The following is a 24003-nucleotide window of genomic DNA, read 5'->3' on the forward strand; positions in this document are numbered from 1 at the left end:
TGAAAACTGCTGTAAGCCCAAAATTTCATTATTAAGGATAATTTTAAGGAACCACGATGTCTAAATTGTTTAAAGGAAAAATTTCTCGTCGTCACATTCTGACTACAGCTGGATTAGGAGCCGTTTCAGCCGCCGCAATTGGTAGTATGGGTGAAGAGGTTACTGCCCAACAGCCAACGGGACAAGCCACTCCCCGCGGAGGTGAGTTGCCGCCTCAAATTGAGTTTCCGCCCATCTCAGAAAAAACTGAGGTTGATACGGGTGGGCCACCAACTGCATTACCTCCAGAGCGACGTTTGGGATTTGCGATCGTTGGACTTGGCAGACTGACATTAGAAGAAATCATGCCTGCCTTTGCAGAATGTAAACTAGCAAAGCCAACTGCATTAGTTAGTGGTGATGCTGCCAAAGCAAATCAAGTTGCCCAGCAGTATGGCATTAAACCGCAAAACGTTTACAACTATCAGAATTACGACAATCTCCGCAACAATCCAGACGTTGATGTAATTTATATCGTATTGCCCAACAGTATGCACCGGGAATATACGGTGCGTGGTGCGAAAGCTGGAAAGCATATTCTGTGTGAGAAGCCAATGGCAACCACAGTCGAAGATGCTCAACAAATGATCGACGCGTGCAAACAAGCGAATCGCAAGCTGATGATTGCTTATCGCTGCCAATATGAGCCGCACCATCGCGCCATGATTGGGATGATCCGCAGCAAAGAATTGGGAACTGTGAAGGTGATTCAGGCGGATAACGGACAAAACCAGGGAGGTGACTTAAATCAGTGGCGATTGAAACGCGCCTTAGCTGGAGGTGGCTCTTTACCGGATGTAGGAATTTATTGCTTGAATGCAACTCGCTATTTAACAGGAGAGGAACCGATCGCAATTAACGCCCAAATCTTCAGCACTCCCGGCGATCCGCGCTTCAAAGAAGTAGAAGAAAGTGTCACCTTCCAGCTGCGGTTTCCCAGTGGAATACTAGGGATTTGCTCTACTAGCTACGGCTTTCACGAAGGGCGGCGGTTTCGCGTCTTCGGCTCTGATGCTTGGGGACAACTCGATCCGGCGTTCTCCTATAGCGGTTTGCGAATGATGGTTTCACGCAAATCACCAAGTAATAGCATGGCAGAAAATATTAGCGAAGTGCGGATAGGTGAGAAGAACCAGTTCGCCTTAGAAATCGATCACATGGCGGATTGTGTGATTCAAAATAAACAACCTCATACGCCTGGTGAAGAAGGTTTGCAAGACCAAAAACTGATAGCGTTGATTTACGAAGCGGCACAAACAGGCAAAACGATTACCTTACCTCGTGTGTCAGGATTAGATACCACTCGTGGCCCTGCTCCTCGAATGCTGAAGTAATATGTGCATACCGCAGCCATGACCAAATAATTACTAATTCGTAATTCGTAATTCGTAATTAAGAGGGTACAGAGCAAGTACCAAAATCTCTGCTGAAGGTGGTCAACTTTCCCAGTCGAGGGTACAGAGCAAGCACTGATTGCAACTACGAATTACGCATTATCAATTACGAATTACTATGACAACCTCTGCTTGGAGTCCGCTCCGTAAATCTTTGTTTCGCGATCGCTGGATTGCCTCGATTGTCTCCAACATTGGGGGTTGGATGGAGGACACGGCGGGAGCTTGGTTAATGACTTCTCTCACCACCTCTCCCTTGTTGGTGGCACTGATGCAAACAGCAGCAACTTTGCCAGTGCTGCTGTTAGGACTACCAGCCGGAGCAACAGCAGATATTTTCGATCGCCGTCGGTTACTGCTGTTTTGGCAAGTCTGGATGCTGGTTGCTGCACTGATCTTGAGTGGATTGATTTTTGCAGGTACGATTACACCGTGGTCGCTACTGGCGCTGACGTTTTTGCTCAACTTGGGAGCGGCAATGAATGGGCCAGCTTGGCAAGCGATTGTACCAGAACTAGTACCGCGATCGGAACTCATGGCTGCGATCGCTTTAAATAGTGCTGGGTTTAACATTGCGCGAGCAGTTGGGCCTGCGATCGCAGGTTTTATATTAGTGGCGGCAAATGCGGGAGTCGTCTTTTTGATTGATGCCCTCTCTTTTGTCGGGGTGATTTTCATCCTTTACCGTTGGCAACGCAAACCGTTTTATGAAAGCGCCCTGCCCGCAGAGCGAGTATTAGGTTCTATTCGGGCTGGTATTCGCTATGTTCGTTTTTCTCCCGCCCTGCAAGCCGTGTTAATTCGAGCGGCTGTTTTAACTAGTTGCACGAGTGCGTTGTTAGCGTTGCTGCCTTTGGTAGCACAGCAGGATTTGCGACAGGGAGCAGGTGGGTATGGTTTACTACTCGGTTGCTTTGGATTGGGGGCGATTCTCGGTGCAATTTTGATGCCACAAGTGCGCCAACGTCTCACAGGCGATGGAGTTGTGATTGCCGGAACTCTGGTGTTTGCAGTTGCCACATTAATACTGGCATTCATTCACAACGTACCTTTGGTGTTGCTGGCTTTGCTGGCGGCGGGAATTGCCTGGACAAGTATGACATCTAGCTTGAATATCACAGTGCAGCTTGCGGTTCCGGCTTGGGTGCAGGCGCGGGCGCTAGGAACTTATCAAATGGTATTTCAAGGAGGTTCAGCAATTGGTAGTATTGTTTGGGGTGCAGCAGCAGAGCATTGGGGTATGCGGACTGCCTTATTCATTGCTGCGATCGGCTTAGTCGGGGGAACATTCACAGCGCGGCGTTACCCCTTGCTCTCAGGAAAACTTGATTTAGGCCCAGCATTACGGCGAGCAGAACCGCTGGTAGTAATTGAATTACAACCAGAAGAAGGCCCCGTTTTAGTCACACTTGAATATTGTATCGATCCAGAGCAAACAGAGGAATTTATTGCGGCAATTAATGCCCTGCGAGTGGTGCGATTACGAGATGGTGCGATTCGCTGGGGTATCTTTCATGATACATCCCAGCCGAATCGCTATTTAGAGACATTTATCGTCGAGTCTTGGGTGGATCATTTACGTCAGTATGAACGGTTTACGGTGGCAGATCGAGAGATTCGGGAAAGGGTTTTTGCCTTTCATCAAGGCGATGAACCCCCAATTATTTCTCACATGATTTATGCTCGCCAATCCCAAAAAGCACTAGCTCAGAAAAGACCGAAAATAGACTCTTTTTAAACAAATTGAATGTCTTGATTGACTTGAAAACCAATAGGCTTATTTTCAACAATGGCAAATCTAGATTCTTGGAAGAACAAAGAACCACTTAGGGCATCATAACTGAAGTCACTGAGTGAAATAGCGCCAAATCCTGCTTGAGAAACCTGGATTTTGTCACCTTCAACAGCCTTGAAGTCTTTAATAATGTCAACACCTTCTAATACATTAGTAAAAACAAATTTATCTGCACCTACTCCACCGGTGAGAATATCGTTACCATTTCCACCAGTGAGTATGTCATTGCCACTTTTGCCAGAAAGTGTATCGTCACCACCATTACCAAATAACAAATTATTTTGCCCATCTCCAACAATGGTGTCACTTTGATTTGTACCTTTGATATTATCAAAGTTTATAAATGTGAACTTAGCTGTGTTTCCGCCAGGAAGATTATTCACTACGAAACTTTGAGTTTCAAGGTTGGCGTTGACTGATAGATCGGATAAAAATGAAAAGGGTATTGAAGGAGCCATTGAGGCGTCTATAGTATTATTTACAGCACTAGCATCACCAATAAGATTTTCAAAATTACCAAGGAAATCTGTACCTAGTCCACCACCTTTTTTAAGAGTTCCATCAATGAATATGGTAGAGTTTTGACCCAATTTACTGTAATCAGCCGTATCAATACCATCTCCACCATTTAAGGTATCGTTGCCTGCACTGCCTCTAATAATGTCATTGCCGCCACTGCCAGATAATTCATTATCCCTAGCATTACCAGTAATTACGTCATTTTGATTCGTACCAATTATATTTACAAAATTCTTCACATTGACTGCTATTGGCGGCGAACCTACAACTCTGATTTCTAATCTTTCTTTAGATAAGTCAGCTATTATTGATACATTTGTGCTGTCAGAAGTCGCATCAATAATATTAATCTGTCCTGTAGCACCGATCGCAGTTTCAAAGAAATCTTTAAACGTATCATTTCCAACTGCACCTTTTTTGATAACCACTGGCTGGACTATTATCGGTTGTTCTAAGCCACTGTAATCAATGATATCGTTACCTTTTCCACCGGTAATTGTATCGTTACCTGCACTGCCGATAAATGTGTCATTTCCATCAGTTCCAACTAAAATGTCGTCTCCATCAGTCCCTATAAATAGTGCCATAATCTTGCTTTACTGATTTGTGGTTAACTGCTGTATATTACCGTCTTATCAACCACAAGATTCTAAAAAATATCAAACTGAGTTAACTCGATCGAGCAGGGCTATCTCAGTGTTTATATTGATGATGATTTCATTCGTTTCTGTATTTCTATATTTTTCAAATCAACCCCTTGCACCCGTGACATAAGCTGCTGTCAAGGGATGTTGGGGGTATTCAAAAATTTGCTGCACTGAACCTGACTCAATCAATTGCCCAACATCTGACTGCACCCAGAACAGAGCAACTCGATCCGCAATGCGCTTGGCTTGCGCTAGGTTATGCGTCACAATCAGCAAGGTATAACGCTGACGCAAACTAGTAATTAAGTCTTCAACTATTCCACTGGCAATTGGATCGAGGGCGCTACAAGGTTCATCCAATAACAGGATTTCTGGTTGCAAAGCTAAGGCTCTAGCTATGCACAACCTTTGCTGCTGTCCGCCAGAAAGTGCTAAGGCTGAGGTTTGCAGTCGGTCTTTGACTTCATCCCAAAGTCCAACATCTTTCAGGCTTGTTTCGACGATCGCATCGATTTGTTCTTTATGGATACCATGTTCTCGCAAAGGTAATTCTAGATTTTTCCAAATTGATAAAGGAAAAGGATTAGGTTTTTGGAAAATCATCCCAACCTGCCGCCGCAGCGCGTTCGCATTTGTTTTGGGATTTAGCACATCTAAACTACCGATGCGAATCCGCCCTTTGACTCGACACTGGGGAATCATATCTGTCAACCGATTTAAGCAACTCAAAAAGCTAGTTTTTCCACAGCCAGAAGGCCCCACCAATGCCAAAATTTCCCCCAGATTTACACTCAAATTGACATTAGCAAACGCAGTTTTTTGACCGTATTGCAGAGTTAAGTTCTCCGTTTCAATCAACGGTTCAACAATTCCAGTAGCGATATTTGCTGATTTCATCCAGAAAAAATTCTCCTGTGCAACCAACGATCTGCAATCCATGCTGCTGTACCATTAATCACCAGCAGCGATACCAGCAAGACTAATGCTGAGGCGTAAGCATTGGCATCTCCGCCAGAGACATTCATCGATAAATCAAAAATATGAATCGAGAGGGCACGCCCGGAATCCAGCAGTGATTCTGGCATTCTATCTACGTAACCACTAGTAAAAATTAAAGCCGCCGTCTCTGCGATCGCTCGACCAATACCCAGCACTAATCCCACAACCAAACCAGGAACAGCAGCAGGTAACAACAGTTGAAATAGCGTTGTCGTGCGGGAAAAACCAAGGGCTGCGGCTCCTAATCTATACTCATTGGGAACAGCGCGAAATCCTTCTTCTGTAGAGCGAATTAAGATTGGTAACACCATACATCCCAAGGTCAATCCTCCCGACAAAATAGAAAATCCCAGCCCCAAAACTTGGCAAAAGAAGACGTTGCCAAACAACCCAAAAACTATAGAGGGAACTCCTGCCAGTACATCTAAACTACGCCGCACCAACCCACCAAACCAACTATCCACGGGGGTGAATTCTGCCAGTAAAACGGCTGTACCAACACCAATGGGGATAGAAACCGCCATACACACTGCCATAATCAGAAAAGTGGAAACAAGAATGCTGGAAATTCCCCCTTCTCTACCAGCATTTTCTGGTTCAGTTGTTAGGAATTCCCACGTCAAGTGTCCTATCCCATGCCAAAGGAGATCGCTGAGTATCCAAAGGAAGATACCAGTAACTAGGGCAGCAGTTGTCCAAACAATGATTGTTGGCAACCAATCTTTAGGACTTACAACAGGTTTACCCATATATTTTTCCTTGACTGATCGCTTCCGCAACCGCAACTAACAGCACAATCATTCCCATCAAGACTAAACCGCTAACAAACAACGCCGAACGGTGATCTCCTGTGGCATAAGCCATTTCCAGAGCAATATTAGCCGTCAACGTGCGGATGGGGTCAAATATACTTTTTGGCATTTGTACCACATTGCCGCACACCATTAAAATAGCCATTGTTTCGCCAATTGCTCGACCTGTTTCTAAAATTAAGCCTGTGAATAATCCAGATTTGGCAGCAGGAAGCACAACTCTAGAGATAGTTGCCCAACGGGATAATCCTAAAGCTGCTGCTCCCCGAAGATAGGAAGTTGGGACTTTCGCTAAACTGGCATCGGCTACAAGCGCTATTGTGGGCAAAATCATCACTGTGAGAATGGCAATACCCGCGAGTAAGCTTGGCCCTGGTGGATGTATCCTACCAATCATCGGAACCAACACCACCAATCCCCAAAAACCATAGACTACAGAAGGAATCCCTGCTAAGAGTTCAATTAAGCGACGGTATAACCGAGCCATTATTGGTGGGGCGTAGAATTGACAAAAAACCGCAGATAGAATTCCGATTGGTGTAGCAATTACTACTGAGCCAACCATTGCCAAAAATGTACCCAATAACATCGGGAAGAGATTGTATAATCCGGCGGTCGGGTTCCAGGAAGAGTCTGTAAAAAAACGTGTTATTCCGACATGATTGAGGACTGGTAGAGACTCCAGAATCAGAAAGACGATAATTAAAAGTGCGATCGCCCCTGCTATTACCCCTAGAAAACGCAGTATCCAGATTAACCAAAAGTCATTTGGAGACGACGACAAAGTTTTGCTTTTGAACAATGTCATTTACCTGTTGTGATTGCGCGAAATCAAGAAATGCTTTTGTCAATCCTTGAGGTTGGGTTTTAGTTACTAAGTTAAGTGGACGAGAAATCGGAAAAGTCCCATTCTGGACGTTGGCTGTTGTTGCAGCTATCCCATTTACAGGTAGCAGCTTAATAGCTACTCCATTGGCTGCACTATTTTCTGCTGACCCGATCGACACATAACCAATTGCATTCGGGTTTCCTGCTACTGTCTTAATTCCCTGCTGATTGTCACCAATTACTACTTGGGCTTTGATGTCTGTATTTTTCAGTTTGAAATAATGGGTAAATAATTCTAAAGTGGAACGTCCTTCGGCTTTGTTAACAACTGTAATCGCTCCATCTGTACCTCCCACTTGTTTCCAGTTAGTCACCTTGCCTGTGTAAATATCTACAACTTGCTTATAGTTGAGCGATTTTACTGGATTGTCTTTGTGGAGAATTACCGTCACTCCATCACGAGCGATAGAAAATGCTTTTAAATCGTTTTCTTCTGGCTTCAAGGCACGGGAAACCATGCCAACATTAGCCACGCCTTGACGAGCATCAGAAACCCCACGCGAAGACCCCCCTGATTGCACATCAACTCGCGCACCTGGATGCTGAGATTCAAAACGCTTGCCAATTTCAGCCGCTAACGGGGCAATTGTACTGGAGCCTGTAAGTACTAGTTTTCCCTGAAGCTGATTTGTATTATTTGCATCTCGATTTGCTGAAGCACAGCCTTGTAACCAAATGCAGGTAGCCAACCCAATCGCCAGAGGTAAAATTTGAGAATTTTTCATTATTGCTTTTCAACCCGAAATTGGGTTTTTAGTTAAAACAGAGGACACAACAGCCAAGGTTCAAAGCTTTGCCAGTAGTTACTTCCACTTCTGGAGCTAGGCGGTAGAGAATTGCTTTCCCATGACGCGATCGCACAACCAACTGAGAGCGACGCAGAACTTGTAAATGATGGGATAGTAGGCTTTGTTCCAAGCCCAAAATTGCATTCATCTCTCCCACGTGTTTGGGACTGTCGATCAGAAGTTCTAATACTGCTAGACGAGTTTCATCTGCCAGCACCTTCAGCTTTTCTACGCAGTTAACCTGCTTCTTGCTGCTGTTTTTCATTGCTCTAAAGGAATAGGTTTTTCTTGTTTCCGAAGTTACTTGGCAGCGAATACTCTCGTGTTCAGCGAAAATTAACAACTGCTGCGATCGCAAATAAATAGCAATTTATATGAAATTTGATTCATATTTTAAGGTAGAAAGTGCCACCCTCTACAATTAAAATTAAATTTTTTAACCAAAGCTTGATGTTTACCCCATCTCGTGAGATTTACTGAGTTTTTATTGGTATAAACTAGAATCACTCGTAAGGGTTTTACCTTTTCTTGATCACACGCTACGCGAACGGGCATCCTACGGCAGGCATTGGCAAAGCCATCGCTTTTGTGTTTAATAAAAGCAAGTTTGCTAAGTTTCTATATTGAATTCGGGCAGTCGTTGATTGAATTCGGGCAGTCGTTTATTGAATTCGGGCAGCCGTTTATTGAATTCGGGCAGCCGTTTATTGAATTCGGGTAGTCGTTTATTGAATTCGGGTAGTCGTTTATTGAATTCGGGCAGTCGTTTATTGAATTCGGGCAGTCGTTTATTGAATTCGGGCAACCTCCAATTGACCTCTCTCCTAAAAGGAGAGAGGCTTTGAATCTTACTCCCCTTCCCTTATAGGGAAGGGGCTGGGGGTTAGGTCTAACAGCCTAACTTCAAAAAGCTAGTAAAGTATCAGGTTTAAATAATCGTGAAGTTGGGAAAAATTTTGTCAGTATTATTGACGAAGTATTTAAGATTTACACGTTATTCAAGGATGTGATTTAAATGACTAAATCGAAAACAACCCGTAAATCTATTCGCGATCGCATCCTAAGTACAGCATCATGCTTGTTTGTTTTATCGAGAGGAAATTTGCAATGTCGGTATTGACAAAATCGTTGCTGAATCTGGCGTTGCTAAAATGTCGCTCTACAATCATTTAAAGTCATTGCCAAAACTGTAAGTTAGGGAAAATCAGTATTCCGTGCCAACTCTTATGATAGATAAATGACTAAAGTTGGCAACTATCCTGTGGGGCATGATTTCAGTGGTGTTTTCGCTTATCTTGGATAGCAGAACACCGCGATGCCTGTGGCAGTAAACAACGCACCTCAATCTAACGTATATACTGTAATCGTTAAAAGGCAGCAAATCTAAGGAGTGTTTGACACTAGCAGCGATGCACAATGGCACAGCGATCGCATTGTTTGCATTGAGACTGCCTACTCAACTTCATAAACTGCTAGAAACAGAAACAAATGAACGAATTACAAGCAATTTTACAAGGCTTCCAGTCAAGTCAAAAAAATGGTGAAATTACTTTTCTTGCTACTGTAGTCAAAACTCAAGGTTCAACCTATCGCCGACCGGGTGCCAAAATGTTGATCGCAGATACAGGTCGGACGATCGGCACAATCAGCGCTGGTTGCTTAGAAAACGACGTATTTGAGCATACTCAACAACGAATGTCGGACGGCAAACCAATTGTTGTTACTTACGATAACACCGCCTCGGAAGATATTCTTTGGGGCTTTGGTTTGGGGTGCAATGGGACAGTGCAAGTTCTCATCGAACGTCTTGAAAAAGAAAGTTCACCGAATGCGATCGCTTTTATGCAGGAGTGCTTTCATAAAAAACATTTGGGTATTATTGCTACTGTCTTTGCCTTTGAAGGCGAGGTAGATGTGAAACTTGGGTCGCGCTTACTGCTGTATCCTGATGGTAAAACGATCGCTGACATCAAAGATCCAAATTTAATTAAATCTCTGCAAGTAGATACTCAAGCAGCTTTTACTAATCAAAAGTCTAGTGTAAAAAACTATCAGTTACCTTTAGGCAGTGCAGAAGTTTTTATTGAAGTCATCCAACCACCCACGCCTTTAGTAATATTTGGTGCAGGTTATGACGCTATACCCGTAGCACAGTTTGCTCAAGCATTAGGTTGGCAGGTTACTGTAGTCGATTGCCGAGCTAATGAGGCAACTGGAGCGCGATTTCCGATAGCTTGTGATGTGATTCTGACTCGGCGAGAAATTGTACAAAAACAGGTATTTATAGATGTCAACACAGTTGCGGTAGTGATGACGCATAATTATCTTGATGACTTAGAAATTTTGAAAACTTTGCTGCCATCTCCTGCACGCTACATAGGGGTTTTAGGGCCAAAACTGCGGACTGAAAGATTGCTTGAAGATTTAGGTTCGCAAGGAATAGTTTATACTACCGAACAATTAACCAGATTGCATGGCCCGATTGGGATTGATATCGGAGCAGATACACCAGAAGAAATAGCGATCGCTATTATTGCAGAAATTAAAGCAGTGCTAACAAAGCGTAATGGTAATTTTTTAAGAAATCGCAATCAACCAATTCACCAATGTTATGAAAGCAACTCAAACTTGCTACTTCCCACATAGTTTTTATGACTGCTAACGAGAAATCAACCATAGCCATTATGATTCTTGCTGCTGGTGCATCTACACGGATGGGTACACCAAAACAACTATTGCTTTACCAAGGGCGTAGTTTTTTACAATATATTACAGAAATTGCGATCGCTTCAGTTTGTCAACCTGTGGTAGTAGTACTTGGAGCCAACGCAGAACAGATTCATCCCCAAATTAAACAACTTCCCGTTAAAGTAGTTAAAAACTTGGATTGGGCTTCTGGAATGAGTACTTCAATCAAGAGTGGTATTGAATTGTTAAATAATCTTCCGCAAAAAATAGAAGCAGTAGTTATTACACTTTGCGACCAGCCATTTGTTTCTCCCCAAATTATCAATCAACTTGTTGATACATACTATTTGACAAAAAAACCGATTATTGCTTGTGAATATGGAGACACATTAGGTGTACCTGCTCTATTTAGTCAGACATTTTTTTCAGAACTTGCCACTTTAAAAGAAACTTCAGGAGCAAAAAAAGTTATTAATCATAACCTTAATGAAGTTTTTTCTATTCCGTTTCCACTAGGGGATATAGATATTGATACACCAAAAGATTACGAACAATTGCTATCAATTAGTGAAGGAATTTTTGAAGTATCTTGAACAAGATCGCTAAAAGCGAACAAGTAGAGAAGACCGCGCTGGCTCGCCGACCTACACAGATAGAAAAATAGAAAAAGTTGGGTTACTATTTTAAGGCTAGAATTTATTTCCTAGCCTTTTGTCTTTAAAGCATTTTAGCAATGAGGATATTAGTAAACAATTTTATTTAAGAGCGGCTAAAGTCCGATGTCCAATTATTCCATCTGCTCTTAATCCCTTAGACTTCTGAAATTTGATCGCAGCGGCACGAGTCTTGTTATCAAATACACCATTCACACTTCCTGTATAGAATCCTTGTTGCTTTAAAGAATTCTGAACAGTTTTCACTGTCTCTCCTCTGCTGCCTACCGTCAGTACATTACCAGTACTACGCTTTGCCAGATGATTAGACTTGTGCTTGGCACTAAGCTTTGGTACAGCATTAGTTCTTTTCATAGTGTTGCCTTGCTGAGTACTTTGGGCAATGTGGGTAGCAGTATTTTTATTATTAGTTAAAGAGTAAGCAGGCACAGCAGTAGCTAGAGTCAAAGCAGGGAGCAAAGCAAGTACTTTCCAATTCATTTTCTTGTTCCTTACAACTGTATGAGATTTTGCAATTTCTATTTGAAGAGTCATCTTCATAAGGTACTGTGCCTTAAGTGATTCTCCTCTGTAGATTCTGGTATGTGGGTTTAGTCTGAGACTATTTCCGAAGCCAGAGTTATAGCATCACACGTCGTATTGACAAAGTTATTGCAAAATTGTGACAAAACCATGACTAAATGTATTAAAATTTATGTCGCACGAAATTGCGCTAGTAATAAAGAGTTTGTAGTAAGGACTTTAGTGCTTAGAAAATAAGCACTAAAGTCCTTACCCAACGGGTTCGTTAGTCTTATGCAAACGCGAAGCGTCTCGTAGAGAAGACCGCGCTAACTCACTACGAACTTGTTTACCCATCAATTTAAACTTGATAGATTACTAATCCCTAGTACAACACGGCGGAAATAAACATACCATTTCAAATAGTGCAAGAGCTTGGAATACAATTCTTTTGACTTTTGACACTTCGACTCCGCTCAATGTTAACTTTTGATTTCCGCCTTGCGGTACTAGTCTCTTTTATCCTCCGAACCCAACATTTTCAATAATTTTCTGGCAGCTAAAACACCCATAACTCCTGCACCAACCACCTCCACTGCTTGAACAACTTTTTTGCCCACATCATGAGGATCGAGGTGGTGATGAAAAACCTCTTCATCTACCCATTCAGTTGTTGCTTTAAAGTCATGAATTGGTGTTGGTAATAGTGTTAAATAAGTTCCTTGACGAATTAAATGCCCGGATTCTCCTGCAACTTCAAAAACATTAAAAAGGTTAGCAGCAGCATCATTTAACCCTAATTTTAAGAGAGTTCCGCGTATATTTACTTTTACTGGTTTGAGGTTTTCACCTAAAGCTAATGCTTTCAAATTTTGGGCAATATTGGCTCCTTGCTGATAAGCAACTTGGGCTGTTGGCGGTAGGGAATTATCTTGAACTGCTACACAATCCCCGCCTGCAAATACCTCTGGAAAGTCGAGTAGTTGCATTGTAGGAGTAACTAGGAGGCGGTTATGGCGATCGCGGTGTTCTTGAGAAATTGGTAAATCTTTAATTAGTGGGTGAATAGAAGTACCAGCTGTCCAGATTGCAGTATCTGTTGGCAATGTCTCGATTTGCTCATTGCGCTTATATTCAATCGCATTGGCATGAATAGTAGTGGCTTCTGCTCCCGTAAGTATTTCAATTGGAATCGTGCGTTTTTGTAATTCTTTCTCAGCAATTGGGCGCAGAGGATTGTTAATATCACCATTGAGAATTTCTTGACCGTGATTGAGCAATACTACACGGATTTCACTAGAATTTCCTCCCATAGCGCTATACCAATGTGGGAGTAAATCAGCTAGGGTAGCCGCCATTTCTACACCACTTGCACCACCACCAACTATAACTACTGTTAGCAGTTGACGACGTTGTTCTGGATCTTCAGTTTTGATTGCTTTTTGCAAACAATCGCCTAAATGCCGATCGAGAGCGATCGCATCTGCTTCTGTCCAAAAAGGAAAAGCGTATTCTTTAGCACCTTCAAGATGATGATAAGCAGTAACACTACCCAAAGCTAATACTAAGTTACTGTAGTTGTATGAGTTTCCCGAAGCTAATTTGACTTGTTGTTGATGCAAGTCTATCGATTCCACTGCATCTTGAACAAAGATGACACCACTACCCTTAAGCAGTTCTGCAAAACGCGGTACTACTTGAAAAGCATCCATCTCGCCACTGAAATATTCGTAGAGTAATGGCTTAAAGCAAAAGCTTTCATTTCGATCGATCAAAATTACAGAGCGAGGATAATGTTTGTGAGCTAGATGTAAGGCTGTAAATAAGCCAGTGAAGCCACCACCAAGAATCACAGTTTGGTAAACTGGGCTGTTCATAAAATACCTCCAAAGTCTCAGGAATTTTCTAGGATGTTACGCATTGAAATTCAGATTTTTTGGTTTCACGCAAAGGCGCAGAAGTGGAAAGTAAAAGTCTAAAATTAAGACTTTTACGAAAATACTAATGATCAATGACAAATGACAAATGACTAATTAGTTATATGAATAAAAATAACGCAATTAAAAAGACGCTGAGAAATAAAGCGAAACCAATAGCGTATTCGACTCTGCGACTAAAAAATCCCACAGCAGCAATTAGAGCGATCGCTAACCCAATAATGCCAATATATTGCTCTTTTTGTAAACCTTGTGCAATTAGCGGATCTTTACCTGGTGCGGGAGTTTCTTGAACTGCTTTTGGTGCGAGTTCTGAAGCTGGTAATTCTTGAATGAATAAATTCATAAAGTTACTCCTGAAAATACTTGGTTAACTGAAAATCTTTATGCCCGCCAAAGGTAAAGAAGCGAGAAAAGGAAGACCCAAACTACATCAACGAAGTGCCAAAATAGAGTAGTCGCACTTGCACCGAAGTGAGTTTTATTATAATTGCCTGGAATGAATGAGCGAATCAGCATAATTATCTGAAGCACAACACCCGCTAGAACGTGTAAACCGTGGAAACCTGTTAGCAAATAAAATGTGGAACCACCTAATCCTGTAGTGAGCTTGAAATCGAGATTTTTCCACTCAATTAATAGACCAATTAAAAAGTAGATGCCCATTGCGATCGTTATCAGCCATAGCCCGCGAAATTTACCCAGTTGATTACGCTTGAGGGCATTTTCTGCTGGTTGAATCACAAAGCTGCTAGAAAGTAAAACTACCGTATTAATAATCACGAGCTTAGACAATTCTGGGCCAGAAACCCCAGGTGGTAGCCAGTTATTAGTATTCAGTCGCAGAGCAACATAAGTAAAGATAAAACTCAAAAAAATGATACTTTCCGACAACAGGAATACAGTAAACCCGAACATTCCTTTGCCATGATGATCTTCATGACTTCCGCCACCACTTGGCAGAAAGCGCTGTAACCAATTCGGTAAGCGTCGCCGCCACCGATCGAAACGGATCGGACTTTCATCTCTATGAATGCTGCGATGTTGCATAATTCGTAATTAATAAATTCAGGTTCCATCTGATTTTTCAGACATAGCGAATTATCTTTAAAAAACCTCCGCGTCCCTTTGCGCTAACCTCCGCGTACCTTTGCGTTAAAAAAAGCTAAAATTTAGCGCAGCTTTATAAAGAAACAGAACTACTCATCATTATCAGAATTTTCCACGAATGAATATTTTGGATCGCCATAGTCGTAAGGAGGTCTGTTGACAACAGGAATCTCTTCAAAGTTATCTCGCGGAGGTGGTGAAGAAGTTGTCCATTCCAATCCTGTCGCGTGCCAGGGATTATCAACTGCTCTGACTCCATATAGCCAAGAACCGACAATGTTAGCAATAAAGGGCAGCGTAGATGCTCCCAGTAAGAACGATCCCAGGCTAGCGATAACATTCCATCCCTGATACTGGGGATCGTAGGAGGATATTCGGCGCAGCATCCCCTGCAAACCTAACGGATGCATAGAGAAAAAGGTGATATTGGCAGGAATAAAGGTCAACCAGAAATGCAGCTTACCCCAACCCTCGGCGTACATCCTGCCAGTTATTTTGGGAAACCAGAAGTAAATTCCGGCAAAGATTGCCATTGTAATTGTATTAAAAACGATGTAGTGGAAGTGACCGACTACAAAGTAAGTATTATTGACATGAATATCAAATGGCGTAGCGGCAAGCATTACACCAGTGACACCGCCAAAAATAAACATCGCTGCACCTCCCATCGCAAATAGCATTGGTGTCTCTAGGTGCAACTTGCTTCTCCAGATGGTGGCAGTCCAAGCGAATGCCTTAACACCTGTGGGTATAGCAACTAACATTGAAGTGGCCATGAAGGTCATCCGCATCCAGCCGGGGGTTGCACTGGTGAACATGTGATGCACCCAAACGAAGATGCTGACTACAGCAATACCTAAAGAAGCAAGAGCAACTGACCGATAGCCAAATAGGGGATTGCGAGAAAAGGCTGGCAGAACTTCCGCAATAATACCGAAAGCTGGTAGCGCCATGATATACACTGCGGGGTGAGAGTAGAACCAAAATAAATGTTGGTAAATGATCGGATCGCCACTTCCTTCCGGTTTAAAGAATTGTGTACCGAAGGAGAGGTCAAGCAACAGCAGTATCAATGCACCTGTCAAGGAAGGTAAGTTAATCAGCTGCAACAACTGGGCGCTAAAAACTGACCACACAAAGACTGGCATTCTAAAAAATGTCATCCCTGGCGATCGCATCCAAAAGATAGTAGTAACAAAGTTGACAGCCCCCATAATTGAAGAGATGCCGATTAGTACTAGGCTAACTATCCAAATAAATTGACCGTTAATCAACTGACCGGCTGGAACTTGCAGACTAACTGGTGGATAAGACCACCAACCAGCTTGTGCAGTCCCGCTTGGTAGTAAGAAACTAGACAGTAGTAAAAGACCGGCTGGTGGCAAAATCCAAAAAGAGATGGCGTTGAGCAGGGGAAAAGCCATATCCCGCGCTCCAATCATCAGCGGTACTAGGTAGTTAGCAAGACCTGCATTGAAGGGAATAATCCACAGGAAAATCATGATTGTCCCGTGCATGGTGAATAAACCATTGTAGAGGGGGCGGTCAACTAAATTTGCTTCCGGGGTGAGCAATTCAGCCCGGATAATCATCGCCAACAGCCCGCCGAGAAGAAAGAAAATGAAGGTCATCACCATGTACTGAACACCGATTACCTTATGGTCAGTACTGAAGCTGAAATATTCCCGCCAGTTGTTTTCAGGTTCTCTATTGTTGGCTATAGCTTCACTCAAATCATGTGTCATTATTTATCTTCCTTTGATTGGCTACAGCAGGTTGAGCAGGTGCGACGGTGTACCAGCCACTTTTGAATAATGTCTTTGGTGGTTGAATATTTTCGGCAACTGCCTGATTTTGAGTGTTTGTAGTTTCGCTAGACACTGTTTGCGCGAGCCATTGATTATAATTCTCAAGGGATTCAACGTATACATCTGCTTCCATTAAGGCAAAGTAAGTACCACTGAATTGAGAATCTTTCAGCCGATATTTACCTGGGCGAATGGGTGTTAGCACAATGTCAATGTTCCGCCCTGGAACAATATCTTGCTTTAAGCGAAACTCAGGAACGTAGAAACCGTGGATTACTTTCTCTGCTTGCATATTTAAGCGAGTGCTGCGATTGAGCGGCAAGTGCAATTCCTTACTGGTAAGATTATTTGGATAGTGGAAAGACCAATCCCATTGCCTAACGAAAACATCAATTGTTTCAGACGCAGGTTTGGGGACATCGCTAACCTTTGCAGCATAGGCGGGTGGAGATTCTAGGGGCGTATGCAAATGCACGATTTGGTTTAGACCGAGAATATTTAATTGCTGATAAATATTGAAGCTTTGGAAGGCAATCCATACTACTAATAAAGTTGGGGTCGCTGTCCACAATATTTCTAACTTCCCATTACCTCTAGAAGGGTGTCCCTCACTGTAGTCTTCTGGGCGGGCACGATGGAAGGCGATCGCATACACAATAACACCAACCAGCCCCAGCAAGATAAATGCTCCAATTGAGACTAAAAAGCTAAATAAATCATCTACTCGTTGTGCTTCTGCTGTCGCCTGGGGAGGCATCCAAGAAAATGCCTGTTGTCCAATCCACCGACTGACAATTAGCAGTCCTGCTACATAAAATGCTATTAATATATATTCCCAAAAACTAAACATAATAATTTCATCTAAGAGTACTTCCCACTTGATTATTTGAGTAGTAAATTTGGGTTTTTACCTTCTTGGAGTAACTTCGCAGCAGTAACGTGAATTCCAAACTCTTCTCCCAATTGCGCCCCCAAAGTTCCGTGGACAAACAAGATGCCCAATATTGCAATACCTGCTAACAAGTAACTCCACTGCACCTGCCTAGAAGCATCCTTGCGCCAGCGATAGCGTTGTAAACCTCTCCATACTGTCATGGCAACAATGATCCCCAACAATGAAATGCCACCCAAACCATGCAAAAGCATCGTCCAACCAGCAGTTAAACCCCAAACGCTTTTTTGATCGATTGGTGGATTTGCTAGCAATAGCTCGAAAAAACCTGCTGCAACGGTGAAAAAAGTGATAAAAGCGGCTCCAATGAGGTTATACCAGCCGACATCAAAAAAACCAGAACGGAGAGCAGGCAAACCCAAAAATTTGAAGATTGGTTTTTCTAAAGCAAAAAGCGCTCCGGCAATATCAAAAATAATCGCAAGAATGAACAAGCCCAATGTTAAATGCACCAATTGCGGATGTATTGGAATTTCATAAGGTAATCCGTTAGCATTCAGCCTCAATCTCAACTGGTCAATCAATTGCCAGTTCATGGCACAACTCCCTGCTTCATCCCTTGCACGACTGGCTCGATGTGTAACCCATACACCCAAACTAGCTTGCTTCCTAGATAGACTTGCAAGCACACTAAGCAGACTAAAAACGTTGCAGCACCAAGGTAAGCAGGTGGTACTTTCCGTGGAGTGCGTTTGCGAATCACGAAACGCCAAGCTGTAATGCCAACAACAATAGCTGCCAGCGACCAACCCATGACCGTATGAAAATTCAGTGTTGGTTGGACTGCTGGGTAGATGTTCGCCAGACCTGCTTCAAACTGACCCAGAATCACCGCTATAAAGATAGCTGCTGAGGCCACAAACATATTCCAGAAACTCACCTCAAACAACCGCACGTTACGGGTAAAATAACCCAGTACATCGCACACGAAAGAAAAAAGCACCATCGCGATTACGAAGTGAACAACGATCGGATGTAGAGGGTCAGGGTATGGTAAATTTTGGTTATTCAGAGACAGAGCAGGCATCGCTTTCTCCTTCATGGGTCAAATATATATGCGTTGCATGGAATTGCCATCCGCTTAACGCACCATTCATATTTTCCAGAATACTGTGCTAACGTCACAGATCGACCAATTAAAAAACATTGACAATTTCCGATACGCTGCAATTTTTTAAGTAGCTTTTGAAATAAATAAATACATAATTACTATTTTTCAGTAATCATTTTATCCAAAGGTCAAAACTCACTAAAACAACTACATTTCTGCTTGGTATCATATCTTGATTAGGATTTCCAAAAACTAAAAATTCTCTTTTTGATTAGATGGGATTGCTAATAGCCAATCTAATCAGACGCTTGAGAGGCTGCTAAAAAATCTTTAACGTATTATATGCTTCTCTTCTTTAGGTCATCTTAAATTTTAGCTTTATTAACTAATAAATTTACTTTAATCAATAATCAAACTTGTTTTGAATATACCATAAATCTTTCTTGAGATTGAAAATCATATTTTTACAAATCTTAAAAAGAAAAACATACTATTGTCACAGAAATGACAAATGATTTCAACATTTATTAGTAAAAAATATGCTGCTTCTCTTTCTCTGGATAGATTAGAAAAATACTAAAAATTTTTAAAATCATAAGAAAGCAAAGCATTTTTAATCCATATTTTCCTGATTTAAAAATTAAAATTGTCAGGGTAATACTACGCCCGAAAAGCAAAAACATCATCAAGGTCTTGCAAATCTTGAAATATTCACAACGAATACAACTTTTAAAAATATCGAAAGCATTATGAGCTATTCCCCTTACCTGCTCAAAGGTCAAAAAGCACTTGTGACGGGTGCTAGTTCTGGCATTGGCCAAGCGATCGCTCGCTATTTAGCTTTATCAGGTGCAGCAGTCGCGATTAACTATCGTTCGGGAGCCGAGTCCGCACAAAACCTTGTTGATGAGATCAAAGCGGCTAATGGTGAAGCATTTGCTATTCAAGCTGATGTCAGCAAAGAAGACGAAATAAAGGCGATGTTTAGCCAGACAATCGAGCAATTCGGCACTATTGACATTTTGATAAACAATGCAGGTCTTCAAAAAGATTCACCGTTTGTAAATATGACTCTCGATCAGTGGAATAGAGTTATTGAGGTGAATTTGACAGGACAATTCTTATGTGCGCGGGAAGCTGCAAAGGAATTTTTGCGTCGAGGTGTACAGCCCGATATTTCATCTGCCGCAGGTAAGATTATTTGTATAAGTTCAGTACATCAGGTAATTCCTTGGGCGGGTCATGTTAATTATGCTGCGAGTAAGGGCGGTATAAATATGATGATGCAAAGTATTGCTCAAGAACTTGCACCCCATAAAATTCGCGTCAATAGTATTGCCCCTGGTGCAATCAAAACTCCCATTAATAAATCAGCTTGGGATACTCCAGAGGCAGAAGCAAAGTTATTAAAACTGATTCCAGCAAAACGTGTGGGTGATGTAGAAGATATCGCTAAAGCAGCGGTTTGGTTAGCTTCTGATGACTCCGATTATGTCTATGGTACAACTCTATTTGTAGATGGTGGTATGACCTTGTATCCAGGTTTTGCAGACAATGGTTAATTGATAATGCCTACAAAAGTTACTGTTAACCCTGGTTTGATAACAATCAACGATTAAATTTGGCTGTAGGAGACGTTTTGGCACAATGTCGAACAAACCCAATGGGAAGTTACCCATCTGGATGGTGAATTAGAAGTTTCTGCATAATTATTATTTACTCTCATGGCATCTGATTCATCTCATAAAACTATATTTGCAGCGATGGGCGCTAACTTAGCGATCGCTATTACTAAATTTATCGCCGCCTCCATTACTGGCAGTTCCGCCATGATATCTGAAGGGATTCATTCGGTGGTAGATACTGGCGATCAACTAGTACTTTTGCTGGGAATTCGGAGAAGCCAAAAGCCAGCAGACGATAGCCATCCCTTTGGTTACGGTCAAGAACTTTATTTCTGGACTTTCATCGTTGCTATCCTGATCTTTGCCCTTGGCGGCGGGATGTCAATTTATGAGGGAATCACTCATTTAATTAAACCTAGCCCTTTAGAAGACCCAATGTGGAATTATATTGTGTTAGGTATGGCAATATTATTGGAGGGTTATTCTTGGACTGTAGCTTTAAAGGAGTTTTTGCCGACCAAGGGTAAACAAAATTTCTGGCAAGCAATTAAAAACAGTAAAGATCCCACAGTATTTACAATATTATTTGAGGATACTGCTGCAATTTTAGGTTTATTTGTTGCCTTAATCGGAATCTTCTTAGGACATTTATTTAATAATGTTTATTTTGATGGTATTGCCTCAATTATTATTGGCATTATCTTGGCTATAGTAGCAGTGGTACTAGCGAGAGAAAGTAAAGGATTGTTACTTGGTGAAAGTGCTAATCCTCAAACCATAGCCAATATCCGCTCTCTGTCCAAAACAGAACCAGGCGTGCAAGAAGTTGTACGTGTACTAACAATGCAGCTTGCTCCCAAGGAAGTATTACTCAACTTAGAAATTCAATTTTCTAACAATCTTACAGGTGAAGAAATAGCCTTAACTGTAGAAAGTTTAGAAGCAAGTATTCGCCAAAAGCATCCGGAAATCAAACAAATTTTTATTGAAGCAAAATCCTTAACTGCCGCTCGTAAATTTTCGCCAATTTCTCAATAAATTTTTAATCACATAAATATAGTAGTTGCCAGGTAGATTAGGACATAATTACAAGCGTAAATCTCAGGAATAGCAAGGTTTTTACCTCCTGCCTCCTGCTATATCAAACACAGCATTTTCAAAATGCACTCAAAGCTTATCGGTACAACAATGCAGTATGGTAAAGATTATTAGTCAAGCAGAAGCTTTTGGCTCACCGGGTATTGAGCCTCGCTGGACTCATGCCAATAAAGATGGAGTCGGAACAGCTTACTCTACCTCTAGTAACATTTGGTTTACTCTTTGGAACGGTATTGTCACTGAAATCTACCATCCCACAGTAGACAAACCCCAAATTCGGGATTTGCAGTATCTAATTTCTGATGGAAAAAGCTTTTTTCACGACGAGAAACGCGATCTCGAATCAAAAGTGGAACGGATGTGGACTCATGGTTTAGGATACCGCATCACTAATTCCGATCCACAAGGACGTTATGCCGTAATCAAAGAAGTGATTGCTGACCCACATTTCCCCTGTATCTTACAGCACACCACATTAACAGGAAAGAGCGATTTTATCTCCCAACTCCATTTATATGCTTTGTGTGCGCCGCATCTGGATGTTGAAGGTATGGGTAATAATGGTTACGCTGTAGAGGTTGCTGGACATCGTATTTTGATAGCCGAGAAACAAGGAACATGGCTAGCACTGGGTGCAACAGTTCCTTTTACCCGCCTTTCTTGTGGTTACGTCGGTGAAAGTGATGGTTGGACAGATTTAGCTGATAATTTCCAGATGGATTGGGAGTTTGATAATGCTGTAGATGGCAATCTTGCTTTGACTGGAAAACTAAATTTAGATAGTACTAAAGAGTTTACTTTAGGACTGGCATTTGGTACAAACTTGCACAATGCAATTTCTACACTATTTCAGTCGCTTAATATTCCTTTTGAGCAGCAGAAGCAGCAATACAACGAACAGTGGAAGCGATCGCGCCGCAATATCCGACCGCTAGAATATGTTTCATACAATGATGGAAAGTTGTATCACAACAGCATTAGTTTGTTGTTAGCACATGAAGACAAAACTTATCCCGGTGCGTTGATTGCATCCCTGGCGATTCCTTGGGGTGAAGCCAAAGACGACCAAGAACAAGGAGGATATCACCTTGTCTGGACGCGGGGGTTAGTAGTGTATCAGGTTTGGTGGCTGCTGGGGAAACAGAAACAGCAGTGCGATCGCTAATTTATCTTGCAACCAGCCAGCAGGAAGATGGCGGTTTTGCCCAAAATTTCTGGGTTGATGGTAAACCTTACTGGCAAGGTATTCAACTAGATGAGGTGGCATTTCCGATTCTTCTAGCATGGCTATTGCACCAGCAGAAGACTTGCTTAAACTTTGATATTTATCCGATGGTTCTGCGGGCGGCGGGTTATTTAATTCGTTACGGCCCGGCTACCCAACAAGAACGTTGGGAAGAAAACAGTGGTTATTCACCATCAACATTAGCATCCAATATTGCCGCCTTAATCTGTGCTGCTCAATTTGTTCGCAAACGTGGGGATGAAGCAACAGCAAAGTTTATAGAAGAATACGCTGATTTTTTAGAATCTCACATTGAAGCTTGGACAGTTACTACTGAAGGAACTTTAGTTCCTGGAATCAAACGGCACTATATCCGAATTACTCCTTCAGATATTAATAATCCTCACCCCAACGAAAATCCTAACCAAGGAACTCTTTTCATCAGCAGTCAGCCACCTGGTGAACCAGCAGAATTTCCAGCCAAGGAAATTGTCGATGGCGGATTTTTGCAATTAGTACGCTATGGAATTCGCAAACCTGATGACCCGATTATTGTTGATTCTGTCAAAGTAATTGATGCAGTTTTAAAAGTAGATACACCTGCTGGGCCTTGTTGGCATCGTTACAACCACGACGGTTACGGCCAGCAAGAAGACGGCAGTCCTTATACTGGTTATGGCAAGGGACGCGCTTGGCCTCTTTTGACAGGAGAACGAGGACATTATGAACTAGCTGTTGGCGGCGATGTCAAAACATATATCAAGGCGATGGAAGGATTTGCTTCAGACACTTGTTTGCTACCAGAACAGGTTTGGGATGAGGCAGATATCCCTAATATCTATATGTATTTAGGAAAACCAACAGGTTCAGCGATGCCTTTAATGTGGGCGCACGCAGAGTATATCAAGCTGCTACGGTCAACTGATGACGGACAAGTGTTTGATTTTATTCCAGAAGTGGCAAATCGCTATCTAGGCGAAAGAAAGCAGTGTAAATCATTAGAAATTTGGAAGTTTAACCGACAAATCAGCCAAGTAAAAAAAGGTCAGACATTGCGAATTCACGCTTTAGCATCTTTTCAATTGCACTGGTCAGATGATGATTGGCAAACCACACAAGATACGCTTTCTACTTCTACAAAGTTAGGAGTGGATTTTGTAGATATTTCTGTTTCTGATAACCAGTACCAGCCAATTAGCTTTACCTTTTTCTGGATTGAAAGCAGTAAATGGGAACAACGCAATTATACGGTTGCGGTTGATTAGTGCCAAGATGTTGGGGAAAGGTTAAAGGGAGAGGGAAAATTCCATACCTTTCCCCTTTCCCCTTTTTCCTACTTCTGCAAGAAGTCTGTAGTGATAGCGGCAGTTAACTGACAGTTCAGAATCGCTACCTTTATCTAATTAAATAGTAACGAAAGATTAAGCATAGCAAATGACTGTGCGCCATCACT

General features: G+C 42.1%; 22 protein-coding genes. 8 read left to right on the plus strand and 14 right to left on the minus strand.

All coding sequences use genetic code 11. The annotated features are described in order from the left end of the window. Positions 1-56: 56 nt before the first annotated feature. Both AC1F2U_RS08995 and AC1F2U_RS09000 read left to right on the plus strand, forming a co-directional pair. The gene (locus tag AC1F2U_RS08995; protein WP_480260780.1) at positions 57-1373 is read left to right on the plus strand and encodes a Gfo/Idh/MocA family protein; all 1317 of its coding nucleotides are present in this window, start codon (positions 57-59) and stop codon (positions 1371-1373) included. Between the two features lie 178 nt (positions 1374-1551). Continuing rightward, positions 1552-3171 (plus strand): MFS transporter, encoded by a 1620-nt coding sequence (locus AC1F2U_RS09000; RefSeq protein WP_480260781.1) that lies wholly within the window; start codon positions 1552-1554, stop codon positions 3169-3171. On the opposite strand, the gene AC1F2U_RS09005 is transcribed toward AC1F2U_RS09000, so the two are convergent. The 6 genes from AC1F2U_RS09005 to AC1F2U_RS09030 form a co-directional block, all read right to left on the minus strand. Beyond that, positions 3168-4334: a calcium-binding protein gene (locus tag AC1F2U_RS09005; RefSeq protein ID WP_480260782.1), complete on the minus strand. Its 1167-nt coding sequence runs from the start codon at positions 4332-4334 to the stop codon at positions 3168-3170. The two genes, AC1F2U_RS09000 and AC1F2U_RS09005, sit on opposite strands and share 4 nt — an antisense overlap. A 162-nt stretch (positions 4335-4496) precedes the next feature. Next, positions 4497-5291, minus strand: a complete 795-nt coding sequence (locus AC1F2U_RS09010; RefSeq protein ID WP_480260783.1) for a phosphate ABC transporter ATP-binding protein — start codon at positions 5289-5291, stop codon at positions 4497-4499. Further along, complete coding sequence (gene pstA, locus AC1F2U_RS09015) at positions 5288-6142, minus strand: phosphate ABC transporter permease PstA (protein WP_480260784.1); 855 nt, start codon at positions 6140-6142, stop codon at positions 5288-5290. The genes AC1F2U_RS09010 and pstA overlap by 4 nt, the downstream gene beginning before the upstream one ends. Then, entirely contained in the window at positions 6135-7013 is an 879-nt protein-coding gene (pstC, locus tag AC1F2U_RS09020; protein WP_480260785.1) for a phosphate ABC transporter permease subunit PstC, read from the minus strand. The genes pstA and pstC overlap by 8 nt, the downstream gene beginning before the upstream one ends. After that, the gene (locus AC1F2U_RS09025; RefSeq protein WP_480260786.1) at positions 6970-7818 is read right to left on the minus strand and encodes a phosphate ABC transporter substrate-binding protein; all 849 of its coding nucleotides are present in this window, start codon (positions 7816-7818) and stop codon (positions 6970-6972) included. The genes pstC and AC1F2U_RS09025 overlap by 44 nt, the downstream gene beginning before the upstream one ends. A 28-nt stretch (positions 7819-7846) precedes the next feature. Next, positions 7847-8146, minus strand: a complete 300-nt coding sequence (locus tag AC1F2U_RS09030; RefSeq protein ID WP_480260787.1) for an ArsR/SmtB family transcription factor — start codon at positions 8144-8146, stop codon at positions 7847-7849. A gap of 1223 nt (positions 8147-9369) precedes the next feature. Here AC1F2U_RS09030 and AC1F2U_RS09035 point away from each other — a divergent pair. Together AC1F2U_RS09035 and AC1F2U_RS09040 are read left to right on the plus strand one after the other, a co-directional pair. Then, positions 9370-10527: an XdhC family protein gene (locus tag AC1F2U_RS09035; protein ID WP_480260788.1), complete on the plus strand. Its 1158-nt coding sequence runs from the start codon at positions 9370-9372 to the stop codon at positions 10525-10527. A gap of 5 nt (positions 10528-10532) precedes the next feature. Then, positions 10533-11162 carry a nucleotidyltransferase family protein gene (locus AC1F2U_RS09040; protein WP_480260789.1) on the plus strand — a complete coding sequence of 210 codons (630 nt, stop codon included), beginning with the start codon at positions 10533-10535 and terminating at the stop codon, positions 11160-11162. A gap of 162 nt (positions 11163-11324) precedes the next feature. Here the strand turns inward: AC1F2U_RS09040 and AC1F2U_RS09045 are convergent, their stop codons facing one another. The 8 genes from AC1F2U_RS09045 to AC1F2U_RS09080 all read right to left on the minus strand — a co-directional run bounded on the left by AC1F2U_RS09045 (position 11325) and on the right by AC1F2U_RS09080 (position 18578). Beyond that, the gene (locus AC1F2U_RS09045) at positions 11325-11723 is read right to left on the minus strand and encodes a peptidoglycan-binding domain-containing protein (RefSeq protein WP_480260790.1); all 399 of its coding nucleotides are present in this window, start codon (positions 11721-11723) and stop codon (positions 11325-11327) included. Positions 11724-12253: 530 nt separating this feature from the next. Beyond that, a complete protein-coding gene (locus AC1F2U_RS09050) occupies positions 12254-13621 on the minus strand; it encodes an NAD(P)/FAD-dependent oxidoreductase (RefSeq protein ID WP_480260791.1) in 1368 nt (455 codons plus the stop codon). Positions 13622-13781: 160 nt separating this feature from the next. Then, complete coding sequence (locus AC1F2U_RS09055) at positions 13782-14027, minus strand: hypothetical protein (RefSeq protein WP_334841529.1); 246 nt, start codon at positions 14025-14027, stop codon at positions 13782-13784. 38 nt (positions 14028-14065) lie between these two features. Further along, a complete protein-coding gene (locus AC1F2U_RS09060) occupies positions 14066-14731 on the minus strand; it encodes a cytochrome c oxidase subunit 3 (RefSeq protein ID WP_480260792.1) in 666 nt (221 codons plus the stop codon). 149 nt (positions 14732-14880) lie between these two features. Beyond that, positions 14881-16536 (minus strand): cytochrome c oxidase subunit I, encoded by a 1656-nt coding sequence (locus AC1F2U_RS09065; protein WP_480260793.1) that lies wholly within the window; start codon positions 16534-16536, stop codon positions 14881-14883. Continuing rightward, complete coding sequence (locus tag AC1F2U_RS09070; protein WP_480260794.1) at positions 16526-17449, minus strand: cytochrome c oxidase subunit II; 924 nt, start codon at positions 17447-17449, stop codon at positions 16526-16528. Before AC1F2U_RS09070 ends, AC1F2U_RS09065 begins: the two co-directional genes overlap by 11 nt. Positions 17450-17481: 32 nt before the next feature. Further along, positions 17482-18087 (minus strand): DUF2231 domain-containing protein, encoded by a 606-nt coding sequence (locus AC1F2U_RS09075; RefSeq protein ID WP_480260795.1) that lies wholly within the window; start codon positions 18085-18087, stop codon positions 17482-17484. After that, positions 18084-18578, minus strand: coding sequence for a DUF2231 domain-containing protein (locus tag AC1F2U_RS09080; protein ID WP_480260796.1), 495 nt, complete (start codon positions 18576-18578; stop codon positions 18084-18086). The genes AC1F2U_RS09075 and AC1F2U_RS09080 overlap by 4 nt, the downstream gene beginning before the upstream one ends. Before the next feature lie 773 nt (positions 18579-19351). Between AC1F2U_RS09080 and AC1F2U_RS09085 the strand changes: the two genes are divergently transcribed. The 4 genes from AC1F2U_RS09085 (at position 19352) to AC1F2U_RS09100 (ending at position 23815) form a co-directional block, all read left to right on the plus strand. Then, complete coding sequence (locus tag AC1F2U_RS09085; protein ID WP_480260797.1) at positions 19352-20164, plus strand: SDR family oxidoreductase; 813 nt, start codon at positions 19352-19354, stop codon at positions 20162-20164. Positions 20165-20326: 162 nt separating this feature from the next. Then, positions 20327-21265, plus strand: a complete 939-nt coding sequence (locus tag AC1F2U_RS09090; protein ID WP_480260798.1) for a cation diffusion facilitator family transporter — start codon at positions 20327-20329, stop codon at positions 21263-21265. A gap of 157 nt (positions 21266-21422) precedes the next feature. Then, positions 21423-22490, plus strand: coding sequence for a glycoside hydrolase family 15 protein (locus tag AC1F2U_RS09095; protein ID WP_480260799.1), 1068 nt, complete (start codon positions 21423-21425; stop codon positions 22488-22490). Continuing rightward, positions 22451-23815 (plus strand): glycoside hydrolase family 15 protein, encoded by a 1365-nt coding sequence (locus AC1F2U_RS09100; RefSeq protein ID WP_480260800.1) that lies wholly within the window; start codon positions 22451-22453, stop codon positions 23813-23815. Before AC1F2U_RS09095 ends, AC1F2U_RS09100 begins: the two co-directional genes overlap by 40 nt. Positions 23816-24003 lie beyond the last annotated feature (188 nt).

It is taken from the genome of Nostoc sp. LEGE 12454, assembly GCF_056620565.1.

Excerpts from the sequence above, each read along its gene's own strand:
- AC1F2U_RS08995 (WP_480260780.1), top strand. The coding sequence starts at position 57 with ATGTCTAAATTGTTTAAAGGAAAAATTTCTCGTCGTCACATTCTGACT.
- AC1F2U_RS09000 (WP_480260781.1), top strand. The coding sequence starts at position 1,552 with ATGACAACCTCTGCTTGGAGTCCGCTCCGTAAATCTTTGTTTCGCGAT.
- AC1F2U_RS09005 (WP_480260782.1), bottom strand. The coding sequence starts at position 4,334 with ATGGCACTATTTATAGGGACTGATGGAGACGACATTTTAGTTGGAACT.
- AC1F2U_RS09010 (WP_480260783.1), bottom strand. The coding sequence starts at position 5,291 with ATGAAATCAGCAAATATCGCTACTGGAATTGTTGAACCGTTGATTGAA.
- pstA (WP_480260784.1), bottom strand. The coding sequence starts at position 6,142 with ATGGGTAAACCTGTTGTAAGTCCTAAAGATTGGTTGCCAACAATCATT.
- pstC (WP_480260785.1), bottom strand. The coding sequence starts at position 7,013 with ATGACATTGTTCAAAAGCAAAACTTTGTCGTCGTCTCCAAATGACTTT.
- AC1F2U_RS09025 (WP_480260786.1), bottom strand. The coding sequence starts at position 7,818 with ATGAAAAATTCTCAAATTTTACCTCTGGCGATTGGGTTGGCTACCTGC.
- AC1F2U_RS09030 (WP_480260787.1), bottom strand. The coding sequence starts at position 8,146 with ATGAAAAACAGCAGCAAGAAGCAGGTTAACTGCGTAGAAAAGCTGAAG.
- AC1F2U_RS09035 (WP_480260788.1), top strand. The coding sequence starts at position 9,370 with ATGAACGAATTACAAGCAATTTTACAAGGCTTCCAGTCAAGTCAAAAA.
- AC1F2U_RS09040 (WP_480260789.1), top strand. The coding sequence starts at position 10,533 with ATGACTGCTAACGAGAAATCAACCATAGCCATTATGATTCTTGCTGCT.
- AC1F2U_RS09045 (WP_480260790.1), bottom strand. The coding sequence starts at position 11,723 with ATGAATTGGAAAGTACTTGCTTTGCTCCCTGCTTTGACTCTAGCTACT.
- AC1F2U_RS09050 (WP_480260791.1), bottom strand. The coding sequence starts at position 13,621 with ATGAACAGCCCAGTTTACCAAACTGTGATTCTTGGTGGTGGCTTCACT.
- AC1F2U_RS09055 (WP_334841529.1), bottom strand. The coding sequence starts at position 14,027 with ATGAATTTATTCATTCAAGAATTACCAGCTTCAGAACTCGCACCAAAA.
- AC1F2U_RS09060 (WP_480260792.1), bottom strand. The coding sequence starts at position 14,731 with ATGCAACATCGCAGCATTCATAGAGATGAAAGTCCGATCCGTTTCGAT.
- AC1F2U_RS09065 (WP_480260793.1), bottom strand. The coding sequence starts at position 16,536 with ATGACACATGATTTGAGTGAAGCTATAGCCAACAATAGAGAACCTGAA.
- AC1F2U_RS09070 (WP_480260794.1), bottom strand. The coding sequence starts at position 17,449 with ATGTTTAGTTTTTGGGAATATATATTAATAGCATTTTATGTAGCAGGA.
- AC1F2U_RS09075 (WP_480260795.1), bottom strand. The coding sequence starts at position 18,087 with ATGAACTGGCAATTGATTGACCAGTTGAGATTGAGGCTGAATGCTAAC.
- AC1F2U_RS09080 (WP_480260796.1), bottom strand. The coding sequence starts at position 18,578 with ATGCCTGCTCTGTCTCTGAATAACCAAAATTTACCATACCCTGACCCT.
- AC1F2U_RS09085 (WP_480260797.1), top strand. The coding sequence starts at position 19,352 with ATGAGCTATTCCCCTTACCTGCTCAAAGGTCAAAAAGCACTTGTGACG.
- AC1F2U_RS09090 (WP_480260798.1), top strand. The coding sequence starts at position 20,327 with ATGGCATCTGATTCATCTCATAAAACTATATTTGCAGCGATGGGCGCT.
- AC1F2U_RS09095 (WP_480260799.1), top strand. The coding sequence starts at position 21,423 with ATGGTAAAGATTATTAGTCAAGCAGAAGCTTTTGGCTCACCGGGTATT.